The organism is Pseudovibrio sp. Tun.PSC04-5.I4, from assembly GCF_900104145.1.
Taxonomy (GTDB): domain Bacteria; phylum Pseudomonadota; class Alphaproteobacteria; order Rhizobiales; family Stappiaceae; genus Pseudovibrio.
In genome coordinates, this window is sequence record NZ_FNLB01000008.1 from 431,914 (window position 1) to 444,683 (window position 12,770).

General features: G+C 49.6%; 12 protein-coding genes. 10 read left to right on the top strand and 2 right to left on the bottom strand.

The window, feature by feature from the left end; all coding sequences use genetic code 11:
• Positions 1-30 precede the first annotated feature (30 nt).
• Positions 31-1,119 carry a glycosyltransferase family 2 protein gene (locus BLS62_RS29515; protein WP_093191112.1) on the bottom strand — a complete coding sequence of 363 codons (1,089 nt, stop codon included), beginning with the start codon at positions 1,117-1,119 and terminating at the stop codon, positions 31-33.
• Positions 1,120-1,442: 323 nt separating this feature from the next.
• On the opposite strand from BLS62_RS29515, the gene BLS62_RS29520 reads away from it, so the two are divergent.
• Positions 1,443-2,657, top strand: a complete 1,215-nt coding sequence (locus BLS62_RS29520) for a serine hydrolase (RefSeq protein WP_093191757.1) — start codon at positions 1,443-1,445, stop codon at positions 2,655-2,657.
• Between the two features lie 321 nt (positions 2,658-2,978).
• On the opposite strand, the gene BLS62_RS29530 is transcribed toward BLS62_RS29520, so the two are convergent.
• Entirely contained in the window at positions 2,979-3,887 is a 909-nt protein-coding gene (locus BLS62_RS29530) for a DMT family transporter (RefSeq protein ID WP_093191116.1), read from the bottom strand.
• A gap of 341 nt (positions 3,888-4,228) precedes the next feature.
• Between BLS62_RS29530 and BLS62_RS29535 the strand changes: the two genes are divergently transcribed.
• The 9 genes from BLS62_RS29535 to BLS62_RS29575 all read left to right on the top strand — a co-directional run bounded on the left by BLS62_RS29535 (position 4,229) and on the right by BLS62_RS29575 (position 12,765).
• Positions 4,229-4,513 (top strand): ArsR/SmtB family transcription factor, encoded by a 285-nt coding sequence (locus BLS62_RS29535; protein WP_093191761.1) that lies wholly within the window; start codon positions 4,229-4,231, stop codon positions 4,511-4,513.
• Positions 4,513-5,571 carry a permease gene (locus BLS62_RS29540; protein ID WP_093191120.1) on the top strand — a complete coding sequence of 353 codons (1,059 nt, stop codon included), beginning with the start codon at positions 4,513-4,515 and terminating at the stop codon, positions 5,569-5,571. The genes BLS62_RS29535 and BLS62_RS29540 overlap by 1 nt, the downstream gene beginning before the upstream one ends.
• A 34-nt stretch (positions 5,572-5,605) precedes the next feature.
• Positions 5,606-5,842 carry a thioredoxin family protein gene (locus tag BLS62_RS29545; RefSeq protein WP_093191124.1) on the top strand — a complete coding sequence of 79 codons (237 nt, stop codon included), beginning with the start codon at positions 5,606-5,608 and terminating at the stop codon, positions 5,840-5,842.
• Positions 5,843-6,537: 695 nt separating this feature from the next.
• Positions 6,538-7,608: a class II fructose-bisphosphate aldolase gene (gene fbaA / locus BLS62_RS29550; RefSeq protein ID WP_093191129.1), complete on the top strand. Its 1,071-nt coding sequence runs from the start codon at positions 6,538-6,540 to the stop codon at positions 7,606-7,608.
• An 86-nt stretch (positions 7,609-7,694) separates the two neighbouring features.
• Positions 7,695-8,588, top strand: a complete 894-nt coding sequence (locus tag BLS62_RS29555) for a sugar kinase (RefSeq protein ID WP_093191133.1) — start codon at positions 7,695-7,697, stop codon at positions 8,586-8,588.
• Between the two features lie 577 nt (positions 8,589-9,165).
• Positions 9,166-10,368 carry a YadA C-terminal domain-containing protein gene (locus BLS62_RS29560; RefSeq protein WP_093191137.1) on the top strand — a complete coding sequence of 401 codons (1,203 nt, stop codon included), beginning with the start codon at positions 9,166-9,168 and terminating at the stop codon, positions 10,366-10,368.
• Between the two features lie 17 nt (positions 10,369-10,385).
• Positions 10,386-10,883 (top strand): invasion associated locus B family protein, encoded by a 498-nt coding sequence (locus BLS62_RS29565; protein WP_208991302.1) that lies wholly within the window; start codon positions 10,386-10,388, stop codon positions 10,881-10,883.
• Positions 10,884-11,432: 549 nt separating this feature from the next.
• Positions 11,433-11,879, top strand: coding sequence for a PaaI family thioesterase (locus BLS62_RS29570; protein WP_244283688.1), 447 nt, complete (start codon positions 11,433-11,435; stop codon positions 11,877-11,879).
• Positions 11,880-12,585: 706 nt separating this feature from the next.
• On the top strand, positions 12,586-12,765 hold the full coding sequence (locus BLS62_RS29575) for a periplasmic nitrate reductase, NapE protein (protein WP_093191147.1): 180 nt from the start codon (positions 12,586-12,588) through the stop codon (positions 12,763-12,765).
• Positions 12,766-12,770: the final 5 nt, after the last annotated feature.

Here is a 12,770-nt window from a genome sequence, read left to right on the forward strand (position 1 = left end):
GCAATACTCTGATGGGAAGCGGCGTAAAAACTACGCCTCTTCTAATCGTTTTCGAAGGGCGTACTTTACCAGCTTGTTCGGTTTGGTCAGCATGGATTTGATGTGCCGGCTTTTGGAAACGTCGCGTTGAAGCTTGTAAAGGATTTCTGCGCTCTCGATGTCTTCAATGCGCAGGGCCTGATCAAACAGCAGCTCATAGGCGTTGCTCAATGTTTTTTTGTTGAAGCTGGACTTGTTGGTCAGAAGGAAGGTTGTCACTTGCTCAATATCCATGGAGTTGAGCGGCTTTTTGTCAAGAAATGCCTTCTTGTTGCAGTAGTAATCCTGCCGTGCTGATAAGAGTTGTTGCCGTATCATGCGGTCATCAATGGCTTCCACATCAAACTCATCCACCATCTGTTCAACGGGATCCATCTGTCCTGACCGGCGTTGCTGTGCACTGATCTCGGCCAGTTTGGTGACATAGAAGTAGCGCCAAAATCTGCCGTTCAGATCACGTTTTTGCGGAAAACCACGATATTGCAACAGCTTTTCCGGTAAATTAGCGAAGGCATAGCGCTCCTGCGCACGCAGCCACAAATCATAATCCTGACAGATGGAGAAAACATCCCGATAGCCACCAAGGTCTTTCAGGGCTTTGTGACGGATCATCATAGAGGGATGGACAAAGGTGTTGGTACCACGATCCAGATGCGCTTTGATTTCCAGATCGTCCTCGGGAAATTCGAACGAGCCAGTCACCTTACCGTTCTCGTCAATATGATCGGCAAACGTGCCAAGAAATGCGATGTCCGGATTCTCTTGCAGAAATTCGACCTGCTTTGCGAAACGATCCGGAGCGCTTACGTCATCACCATCCATTCTGGCGATGTAAACACCACTCGCCTGCGAAATGCCGTAGTTTAGCGCGCGCGCCATACCGGAATAGGGGGAATCGAGCAGGCAAAACCGGTCGTCCACCGACGCAAAGTCGGCGCACACCAAATCGGAATCGTCAGATGAATGGTCATTCACCATCAGGACTTCGAAATGCGGGTAACTCTGGTATTTGAGGCTCTGCAATGCGGGAAGCAGATACTTGCCGCAGTTGTGAACCGGAAGAACAACACTGATCTCCACGCGATTAGCCTCACTACAAGCTTTGAGATGAGCGGACAAAGGCTCGGATGCCTGAACCTAACAGGTTCTTTTCGTGCTTTATTCTGGCAAATTTGCATGGTTATTCGGTGAGGTATGAAATGGATGAGGGATCCTTAAACGCAAGTTCTATTAAACATTTAGAGTGAGAAGCACAGGATTAGAAAAGCATGCGTAAAACCTGACCTATCATTCAGGTGTGGCTTTTTGCAAAATGCGGCAGACAGCCTTTGCTAATCGCCGCTACGCTCTTTAAGAGATAGAAACACCTTGAAGACGGCATAATGACGTGGGGCCCTATCCAGATGCGTAGCATTAAAGAGATGTTTCTTGATCCGATTATGAGCGTGAAATCCGCGCTTGAGAAACTCTCTCCCGCCAACCGGATAACACCGGAGATGGTGGCACTGCGCAATACCTCTGAGATCGATCTTCTGTTCCAGCTCTGGAACGCCAACGGTGAAGACCTTTCCATGTTCACAAAAGGGTTCCTGTCAATCGTCGGCGAGCAGAGCTTGCGCCGCTCTTTGGAGGATGCGCTTGCTGCTTACGGCAAGGCTCAGGATATCAGCAAAGCAACGCAAAAAAACGCCTATTTTGTCAAAACAGCGCACTTTCAACTCACAGTTCTCCTAGAGCGGGAAAGAAGCGGTAAAATCAAAGGCTTATTCATTCGGCCTCCGCTTTATAAGGTTGAGAGCCTTGATGAGTGCCTTGCATTGATGCAGGAAATTGTTCCATCAGTCAGCTTTCTTATCCGAAAGAATGGTGAGGACTTTTTTGCCAAGGATGCAGATAAGGCGTTGGCTATCGGTCCTGCCTATAAGCTGTTTGTTATGAAAGAGTTAGCACGCCGGGTTGCCAATGGTGAGCTCAAGTGGAACCAGAAAGTACGGCTGGAAAAAGAGCTGGAATCTCACCCTGTCGGCAACCTTTATGCAAAGACACGCGGTGGTTTGGTCACTCTTCAAACAGTCGCCCAACATATGTGTGCAACTTCAGATAACTCTGCAGCGGATGTCATTATCAAACTGCTTGGCGCTAACTCATTGGAAACATGCGTGGATCGGACTCCGTTTCTCACTTCTCGGCAGTTTTATCAACTCAAAGCGGATCATAAGCTGGCAGAATCCTACCGAACAGCTGATGAAGCGAAACGCCGGAAAATCCTGAACAAGATTATAGACCGACCACTTCCAGCCATCGAAGATGTTGCCGATCCTTACCTCCCCGGAGTGGAATGGTACGCCAGCGCAAACGAACTTTGCGATACGATTCAAGACGTTGCCAAAGAAAAAGCGATGCAGCTCAACCACGGTATTGCGGAGAAAACGGACTGGTCTCGTATCGCATTTAAGGCGGGTAGCGAAATTGGTGTCCTCAATTTCACATATGATCTCAAAGGCTTGAACGGATCACACTGGCAAGTAGCGGTGACGTGGAATGCCCCTGACATTCTGCCGGAAGGTAAAATACTCGGCCTGACCAATGCATTGTTGCAAGAGCTGAAGCGCCTGTAATTTGCACCCCATCAACTCAATGCGGCTGCAAAACGGATCTTCGGTGAACTTGCGGTCAACACCGTACCGGAACATGCCTTCGCGCTCATCCTAGCTCTGCAACGCTGCCTTGTTGGCTACTGGGAAGATGTCATCAACGGTGAATGGCAGAAGTCCAACAAATTCCGCATCTTCAATCACCTGATCAAAGAACCTCCCGCCTCACGGCAAGAGGTTCTTGCGACCAGCAACGTGATCTCGCTGCACACACCACTGACACGGAAACACGCTGCATGATTTCGACTGTTGTCGGGCAGTTTGGGACATAAAGCGCTAAAACACCTAGGTCGCAGCCATAACGATGCCAACGCCGCCGAGAGCAACCAAGACGCAGCCCGCGAGTTCAACCGGGGTGATTTTCTCACGGAAGAAGATCCAGGAGGCTGCCAGTGTGAACACCAGTTCGATTTGCGCCAGCGCGCGCACATAGGCAACCTGCTGCAACGTCATCGCGGTAAACCAGCCGATGGAACCGATAATCCCCGCAAGCCCCACCAAAGAGGACATGCGCCAGTTTTTCAAAGCGGCGCGTAACTCACTGGGGCAAGAGAACGACATCCAGCTCGCCATCACCACAGTTTGAAAGCCTGTCACACACACCAGCGTGAATGCTGCCTGAAGTAAAAACGTGTCCGCTTCAACGGACAAAGATGCAGTGCGGTAGAATGCAGCCGAAGCACCGAAGAAGGCCGCTGCTGTCAGACCGATTAGCGCTGGTTTGCCAGTGAGCGCGGCAGCAAGTGAGCGACCTGTGAACTGCACTTTGCCCAGACTGATAAACAACACGCCGACAATGCCCACGGCAATCGCTGCCATGCCAAGGGGTGTGAGTTGTTCGCCCAAAAGAATGAAGCCGAACAACGCCGCTTGCACCGGTTCCGTTTTGGAGTAAGCCGTTCCAACAGCAAAGTTGCGATAGGAAAAGAGGTGCACCAGCAGGAATGCCGCCGCAATCTGCGCCAGCCCACCAAGACCAGCTGCTATGAAGAAAGAGTATTCCACTGCGGGCAGCGCCTCGCCAGTCACCTGCAAGATCCCAAGCAGATATAACACCGCAATAGGAAAGCCGAAGCCGAAGCGAATGAACGTCGCGCCCGTGGTGCCGATCTTGCCCTTTAGATGCTTTTGCAATGCAGAGCGCAGGTTTTGACTAAACGCTGCAAAAATAGTGATTGGAATCCAAAGTTCCATTTGAAATACCCTCAATTCATCGAGAGCATCATAGAGGATGCATAGGTGTTTATTCTATGTTTTAATTGGATATTTGAGGATAGCGAACTCAGATACTCTTGAGCAAATCTGAACATCGGAACGGCTTGTATTTTCATGAAGACAGTGCACGCCACGTAAGTGAGTCCCCTCTAAATACGCAGCGGTTTGCAACAATAATGCCCGCAACCGCATCCACGGCTCATGCAAACAGCAATTGGTGACTTAAATTAGGCTCAATTTCTCTACGGCTTGACGCTGATCAATGTTTAATTATTAATTCATTCTTATATGCGCATAAGCAAATAAGCAAAGGCGTTATGATGCAGAAGATACTTGCGGCTCTATCAGAGCCAACCAGACGCGCTGGCCTGCGCCTGCTCTGGGATTCCAAAGAGCATTGTGTTTGTGAATTGATGGAACGTCTTGATGCCAGCCAAAGCCGGATGTCACGGCACATGAAAGCGCTGGCGGATGCAGGATTAGTGACTGGACGCCGAGACGCCCAATGGGTGCGATACAAACGTTGCCCAAACATCCCTAGCGAAGTCTCTGCATTTATTGACGCTTTATGGACTGCAGAAGATGCCGAGCAGGAGAAAACTTAATGACCTCTCCAACGGAAAAATCCTTGCAGCAGAATAACGCGAACCAAAGGGTGTGGCTTGCTGGCCTTGCTGGCGCTGGCGTTCTTTGGTGGATCCTTTACAGCCAACTGGTCCCGTTTTCTGAATGGGTTACGGCTGCCCTTCCGGTGGACCGCAACAGTCATACGGGAGAAGCAATTGCCTTCTTCCTTTATGACGTTCCCAAAGTGCTGTTGCTCCTGGTTCTGATCGTTTTTACGTCCGGTGTGCTGCGCAGCTGGTTCAGTCCGGAAAAAACACGCGCAGTCCTTGCCGGAAAACGCGAGATAATGGGCTACCCACTTGCCGCCGCGCTGGGAGTGGTCACACCATTTTGCTCATGCTCCTCTGTGCCGCTCTTTATTGGCTTTGTTTCCGCTGGCGTGCCTCTGGGCGTCACCTTCTCGTTTCTGATTGCCGGACCGATGGTAGGGCCCGTTGGACTTGGCTTACTCTATGGGCTTGTGGGTTGGAAGATTGCAACACTCTATCTCATCTTTGGCTTTTCAATCGCCACCGTTGCTGGTTGGATAATGGGTAGGATGGGTCTGGAGCGCTACCTGCAAGATTGGGTGCGGGAGATGAAAGCGGCTCCGTTGCAAGAGATCCCTCCTGAGCAACTTCGCCTTAGTGACCGCTTCGACACTGGACTGGAGCAGGTTCGTGAAGTGCTGGGCAAAGTATGGATCTGGGTCGTGCTAGGGATCGCCATTGGTGCGCTTATTCATGGCTTTGTTCCAGAAGCTGTCATGCTGCGCATCATGAGTGCCGATACCTGGTGGTCCGTTCCTGCTGCAGTTGGTGTTGGAGTTCCCATGTACACCAACGCTGCTGGTGCAGTTCCCATCGTGGAGGCCTTGCTTGGCAAGGGTGCCGCCCTTGGTACAACATTGGCTTTTATGATGTCGGTGATTGCCCTTAGCCTACCAGAAATGATCATTCTCAAACAAGTTCTGACCTATCGACTAATCGCGATTTTTATAGGTGTTGTTGCCACTGGAATTCTGGCGACAGGTTACCTGTTCAATATTATTCTTTGAAGACCCACTTCCAACACCACAAATGGAGCACTAAATGAAACAAGTGAAGGTTTACGGACCGGGCTGCAAACGCTGTGAAACAACCAAGAACATGGTGCAAGACGCCGCAACAAAGCTCAATATTGAAGTTGAGATCGAGAAAATAACCGATCCAAGAGAAATTGCCGTTGCAGGTATTATGTCAACCCCCGGCATATCCGTTGACGGCAAGTTGGTTCATGCAGGTGGTTTGCCCGATGAAGCAAAACTGGAAAGCTGGCTTTTAAGCTAAAACGGCCCACACGCCTCGAACACACTCAATTAGTATAGGGTCTTGGGTTTGGTGCGGCTCGAGGAGTACCTGTTTTTTTGAGGTCGATAGTCAAACGAGTCAGATAGCGACTCATTTGCCTTCCGTAATCGTCAATTAGAGGGCTTTTTCTTGTCGCGCCGACGATTTGTCGGTCCATGTGGGGAAACTGCCATCATTTATCCCAAGGAGCACCGGTGAAATGGCGACAATCGGTCATAGGTAACGCTCCTTATTACGCGTAGTAACCCTGATATATGAGTAACCAAAGCGTGTTGCGTTCTCTAGATTACTATGTAATTAGCTCATTCCCCTCGGTAACTTTGAAAATCACGCCGTAATCGAATTTTAAATCGTTACAATTGGCGCAGATCACAGGTTTGTGAGCCTTGATCAATTACGTATTCCTACCCATTTCAATCCGAAGCGTTTCGATGCACTTTCCCGTTAAATCTTTTTGCACCCGGTGAAAAAGTTTTCACCAACAAGGTTTGTCGCCACCCTCGGCAAACCTATTCGGGGACCTACAACCAGCTATCTCCCCTTTTAGCTGGGACTTGTAATACTCGAAACTACATGGGCTAAAGCGAAGTCCGTTCCCTGCTGTTATTTACAGCATCCCTCCTCCCGGACTTCGCTTCCAGCTCACTCAAACACAGGATCGGGAGACCCTCACGGTGACCAAGCTGCGTCCAGGCGTCATTTTTGGCGAAGAATACAAAACACTCATCGAAGCAGCCCGCGAAGGGCAATACGCTCTTCCAGCAGTAAATGTGGTTGGCACAAACTCAATCAACGCAGTGCTCGAAGCTGCGGCGGCCAACAAATCCGACGTTGTCGTACAGCTCTCCAATGGCGGCGCCCAGTTCTACGCTGGTGCAGCAATGGCCGACAGCTTCCAGGCTCGTGTCCTTGGCGCGGTTTCCGCAGCCCAACACGTACACCTGCTGGCAAAACACTACGGCGTGTGTGTTGTGCTTCACACCGACCATGCCAACCGTAAGCTGGTGCCATGGCTTGAAGCTCTCATTTCACACGGCGAAGACTACTTTAAAGCAAATGGTCGCCCGCTGTTCACCTCGCACATGTTGGACCTTTCCGAGGAAACTTTGGAAGACAACCTCTCTGAAAGTGCACGTCTGCTGAAGCGTATGGCTCCACTGCAGATGAGCCTTGAGATCGAACTCGGCTGCACTGGTGGTGAAGAAGATGGCGTTGGGTCTGACGATGACATCGGGTCCGACAACCCGAAACTTTACACGCAGCCAGAAGATGTGCTGGAAGCGTACAACCTTCTCAACCCATTGGGTCACTTCTCCGTTGCTGCCTCCTTCGGCAATGTGCACGGCGTGTACAAACCAGGCAACGTAAAGCTGCGCCCTGAGATTTTGCGCGAAAGCCAGAAGCTGGTTCGTGAAACACACAACCTCGGAGTTAACCCGCTTCCACTCGTCTTCCACGGTGGATCCGGTTCCGAAAAAGCGAAAATCACAGAGAGCCTCGGCTACGGTGTGTTCAAAATGAACATCGACACTGATACTCAGTTCGCATTCTCTGAAAAAGCCGGCGCTTATGTGTTTGAAACTCCAAATGCATTCAAACACCAGATCGACCCGGACACAGGTGTCCCTTATAAGAAAGTCTACGACCCACGCAAACTGCTGCGTGCGGGCGAAAAAGGCATTGTCACTCGCTTGACAGAAGCCTTTGCAGACCTTCAAAGCGCCGGTAAATCTCTGGCGCAGTAAGAATGACCTGATCACCCTCCCATAACCGGGTGATTGCTTATCAGCCACTCCTTCATGGAGTGGCTCGGATTTGAATGGAGTATAGGATGAAAGCGCTTTTCATTGGCCAGTCCTACATTGACGTGACCTTTTTGTCAGAGACCATGCCGGAGGGTGATGAAAAGGCGATTGCACAGGACTATGCAGTCAGCTTTGGCGGCAACGCCGTAACGGCTGCCTTTGTGTGCGCCCGCCTTGGTGTTGCGCCTGATTTGCTGTGCTCCATGGCAGATGACTGGCTGTCTCGCATGTTCCGCGATATGGCTGCGAAATACTCCATTCCGATACACAGCTGTAAGGTGAAGGAAAGCTCGCTCTCCTTCATCATGCCAAAAGACGGTAAACGCGCCATCGTGCGTTGTCGTGACAATGATTTCCTGCATCCGTTCCCGGATCTCAACCTTGCTGGTTGCCGTATGCTGCACGTGGATGGTCACATTCCGGAAGCGGCGCTGCATTACGCCAAAGCCTGCCGTAAACATGGCATCATGACGTCTTTGGATGGCGGAGCTGTGCGCTCCAACACCGAGGAACTGCTTGATTACATTGATGTTGCGATCGTCTCCGAGCTGTTCTGTGAGCAGTTGGAGAAATCACCTGAAGACACGCTGGAATATCTGCGAGCTAAGGGTGTGAAGGTTGGCGGCGTCACTCAGGGCGAAAAAGGCCTGTTGTGGTATGAAGACAACTGCCCGGTTAAACGGTTGCCAGCGCTTAAAGTGCCAAAAGAGCGCGTGCTGGACACCAACGGGGCGGGTGATACGTTCCACGGCGCTTATGTTTACGGTTACCTTGCAGACCCTCAGGGCACATGGGAAGACCACTTCAAACTGGCACGGGCTGCGTCTGCGCATGCCATTCAGTTCCTGGGCAACGAGGCTTCCTTGCCAACTGTTCAAGACCTTAAAAACGTCCAGACAAACTTTCCTGCGGGCGAATAATTTTGCAGCTTCACCAAAATGACACTGTGGTGTTGGTGAGGCAGTGAAGAACTGAACAAAAATAGGAAGAACAAAGAAGAAGAATAAAGAAACGCCTACACTGGATCCAACCAGAGGTAGTGCTCACAACCTAAAAACTCCGTCTCACTGAGGCGGGGTTTTTCTTTATGTATTTTACAAACCCGATATCCTGATCGGTAAAGCTTACTCGCCCACCCTCATGTCAACTATACCCCCTTGATAGACGTGGGCCGAAATCTATGGGGGCATCCCCTTGGCTGCAAATTCCCCCAATTTAGCTCTGGTGAATACTAACTCTTCTTAGAAAATTGACCCTCACATATTTATAACCCCGGATATTACTGGCATTGTTTCACTAATATTCTTCTGAATTATCCGAGAATATAAGTAGATACATGAGGAAGCCAATATTGAATTCGGCTTCCCTCACACGAATACAATATTTACTCCGATGCTTGCTCGCCTATCGCGGCGGAATAAACTCTGCATGCCAAATTACTGGTGTCTGTCGGCAGTAATTATCTCAGTTTCTATTGTTTAAAACAAGGTTTATACTATGACAAAACTGAAGCTTACATATGCACTAGCTGCATTGATGGCCACTACGGGACTGGCACAAGCAGGAACGATTACAATTACCACCGATGGCAGTAACGCAATCACTCATTATGCTGGCTCATCAGACAATTCCGGTACCGTCTTTAATGAAACAACGACAACTGCAATTGGTTCCAAGAAGGACGTAGACAAGATTTTTGCAGGTGAAATCAATAGCAACGCACAAGATATTGCGACCAATACGCAAACCATCAATGATTTCGAAATGCTCTTTGGGTCGGTTCAGACCACCGCCCCAACTCCGATCTCAAGCACTGTAAAGGATCCTTTAAAAACCGGTGATGCAACCCTTGACGATGCACGCACTGAGGTCGCCAAAATTGATAATAATTCCACACTTAAAGGTGAGTGGGAAACCTACATCAACCACGTAGAAGCCAAAGCAGCAGCTGGCGAAAAAATTACTATGGAACAACCGACGGCCCCCGCGACAGGCGATTTTATCGGCGGAAGTATACCTACAAACATGGCAACCAAATTGAGTGGCCTTGACGCCGCGGTCGGCAATTATGCGTCAGAGCAGTTACCGCATGAAAGCTATAGCGCCTACACCAAAGCAAATGGGGCAAATGCTTCTGGCCGCGCAACAGCGCAGGCGTTGGAAAACGGTGAGGGATTAGCAACCGGTATCCTCGCATCCTTCAATGCAGTTGATGACAAGATCGGCGACATCAGCACTCTGCCAAGCGATCTGCAGGCAGCAACTCCTGCTGACACCTCAGTTGTATCTGCTGTGACCAAGCTCAACGAAAAAGTTGGGTCGCTCGGTGACCTGAACTCTACGTTCACCGGAACAGCACGAACCAGTCTTGTTGCTGCTGCTAACAGCAATGCGGACCGCATTACAGCCAACAGCGATGGGATAGCCAACAACAGCACGCGCATTGTTGCGCTGGAAGAGGACGTAGACGACCTCCAATCCGGTGTGGCCATGGCAATTGCTATGGCAAACGCTCCTATCATTCAGGGCGGCTACAACGGCGTTTCTTTGTCTGGCGGCTTTGGTCACTTTAAAGGCAAGTCCGCAGGTTCCATGAAAGCGGCCTTCATGCCCATGGAAAACATGGCAATCACTGCTTCAGTTGCAACTGACTTTGGCGACAACGTTGCAGCGGGCGCGGGCCTTGGCTTCTCCTTCTAATTGAGAAAGGTATGTACATGAGCCGGTTTCTGACTTTCATTCTTGTAGCTTTCGCCGTGATGTTTCATGGCGGAGGTAACTCCTTCATATCCACGGCTATGGCAAAAGAGGAGTGGTCCGTTCAATGCAGCCGTGATCAGTGCCAGATGTATGCTGAAATCCGGCTCCAGAACGGTGCTCTGTTCAACACTATTGCTTTTCGAAAACTGAACGCAAAAACCTACGCAGGTATTTTGAAGGTACCCCTAGGTTTCCACGTACCCAGCGGCATTAACATTGGAATTGACGACGCCGCAGTCATCCAAGCGAAGCTGATCACTTGCAAAGAAGATGGCTGCGAAGCAGCATTCACCGCCAATGAATTGGTAATCGACTTCCTGAAGCGCGGTACACAAATGTCAATTCTGCTGCGCAAAGCAGATGACAGAAAGCAACTTGCGCTCAACTACTCTCTCATGGGTTTTACACGAAACTGGAAGGAATTTCACAAGCGCATGGAAGTCCTGATGCCATGACTAAAAAGACTACCAGTCCACCTCGGAAATGATCGCTGTCTCTCAACAGCGGTTATTTCTTGCTCCCATGTCGCGAGGCTATTTCCAGCTCAGGTCCAAAAACCAATCTGCTACCATTGAATGTTCGGGCGAGCCTTATCTCTTCTTTGAAGCAAATTCGCCTGCGCTTCCCTCACCTGCTTAGGCATGATGCCAAAATGCTCTTTGAACCACCGCGTAAAGCTATCCAGCCGTGTAAAGCCGGCAAGCCCGCGCGATAGTCTGCACCGGCTCCTCAGCAAACTCATTGGCTCACAACATGCGATTTGCCTGAACCAGCCGTACTTTGTTAATAAAGGCGCAGCACATCTCTTTCACAACCAATGGACTGCGTAGAGGACGTATAGAATATAGCCGAACTTAGATTGTAGAAATCACCTGCACTCCAGTTATCAAAAACCAGTTGGGAAATTTATTTCCGAGTTCCGACCATGGTCACATGGCATTTTGACAAAGCGTCAATTAGTTATGTTGCTTGCAACCCTGAGCATTTGAGAGAGTGGGACAACGGTGACAAGTACATCCGGCATGAGAAACAAAATCAGCATTTGTGGTGAAACTGAGTTTCAGCGGTTTATCGGCTATGAGCTGGAACTTGACCCTGAACACGGTACAGCGGAATGTTCATTGGACATTGACGCCCGTTATACAAACCGCAGTGGGGTCGTGCATGGCGCAATGATCACCATGCTGCTGGATAATGCTTGTGGCGGCGCGTGTAGCGCCTCTGTTGATCCGACCGGCATGCAACCGTTTGTGACGATCTCGCTCAACATCAACTTCATGGCACCGGCTATTTGCAAGCGGTTAGTCGCAAAGGGGCACGTTATAGGCGGTGGTAAAAGTACACTGTTTGCAGAAGCGCAGTTGTTTGACGAGAACAACAGACTAATTGCCACCGCAACCGGCCCATTTAAACGAGCCCCGGAACGGACTGCGAGACTGGATAAGATTTAGGCCACGCTACCGATTACAGACTCAATTTTCGGACGCAAGAGCGAAGTGACGGTTTCAGAATTCAAAGCCTTGCCAGTATCTGACTCTCGCAGCTGTCTACCTCACCGCCACGAAATTACTGGCATGTTGATTACACTCATTCTCCTTCCTGCATGCGATGTGCTCGCGGAAGATATTTGAGTCGTTTCCTTCCGCACTCCCCATAAATCGCTGGAATATGTACGGATGAAGCAGAAAAGGAGGGCTGAGGCTGAGTTCTCCCACATAAATTCGGATGAATCCCCAGAGATTTTTGATATTATTATTCGAGGCGAAACACCACGGGTGACCTATGAACCTTGGGGAAATTGGCAGTTTTTACGTTAGGAAATTGCATTTATTTACGTTTTCCCTCTGCATATTTTTACGACAAAGCGGCAAAATATGGCAGTTTTTAGCCATCTACCTACAATTCATCCAGAATGAAATATTCAGCAACGTTAACATTCTGCATTCTCAATAATTTATTAAATTAGAATATTATGATGTACGCACATATTGCTAAATCACAAATAGAAAAAATGTACTAAATCCGAATTGATTGCACTCAATTTAGAATGTTTATAATTGCTCTAGGTTCCTGCGCGTACGAGCAGTTCCTTATATTTCTAAAGGCTCTGCTCCAATCAATAGCTGTGAGACGCGGCTGTTAGTACGGAGTACGAATATGGCTGGTGCAAGCCACAACACACAGATAACCACACCAGAAGTGAGCAAAGGTCGCGAACGAACAGCATTCTTTGTGCTTGCAGTCGTTCTGGCCCCAGTTGTGATGACTGCGGCGGTCGGCGGATACGGTCTCCTCCTCTGGATTTCGCAAATTGTACTTGGTCCACCGTCCTTTTAAGAGGT

What these genes read in the sequence shown, in the direction of transcription:
- BLS62_RS29535 (WP_093191761.1), top strand. Translation starts at nt 4,229, where the DNA reads ATGCAGAAGATACTTGCGGCTCTATCAGAGCCAACCAGACGCGCTGGC.
- BLS62_RS29555 (WP_093191133.1), top strand. Translation starts at nt 7,695, where the DNA reads ATGAAAGCGCTTTTCATTGGCCAGTCCTACATTGACGTGACCTTTTTG.
- BLS62_RS29530 (WP_093191116.1), bottom strand. Translation starts at nt 3,887, where the DNA reads ATGGAACTTTGGATTCCAATCACTATTTTTGCAGCGTTTAGTCAAAAC.
- BLS62_RS29565 (WP_208991302.1), top strand. Translation starts at nt 10,386, where the DNA reads ATGAGCCGGTTTCTGACTTTCATTCTTGTAGCTTTCGCCGTGATGTTT.
- BLS62_RS29520 (WP_093191757.1), top strand. Translation starts at nt 1,443, where the DNA reads ATGCGTAGCATTAAAGAGATGTTTCTTGATCCGATTATGAGCGTGAAA.
- BLS62_RS29540 (WP_093191120.1), top strand. Translation starts at nt 4,513, where the DNA reads ATGACCTCTCCAACGGAAAAATCCTTGCAGCAGAATAACGCGAACCAA.
- BLS62_RS29545 (WP_093191124.1), top strand. Translation starts at nt 5,606, where the DNA reads ATGAAACAAGTGAAGGTTTACGGACCGGGCTGCAAACGCTGTGAAACA.
- BLS62_RS29560 (WP_093191137.1), top strand. Translation starts at nt 9,166, where the DNA reads ATGACAAAACTGAAGCTTACATATGCACTAGCTGCATTGATGGCCACT.
- BLS62_RS29575 (WP_093191147.1), top strand. Translation starts at nt 12,586, where the DNA reads ATGGCTGGTGCAAGCCACAACACACAGATAACCACACCAGAAGTGAGC.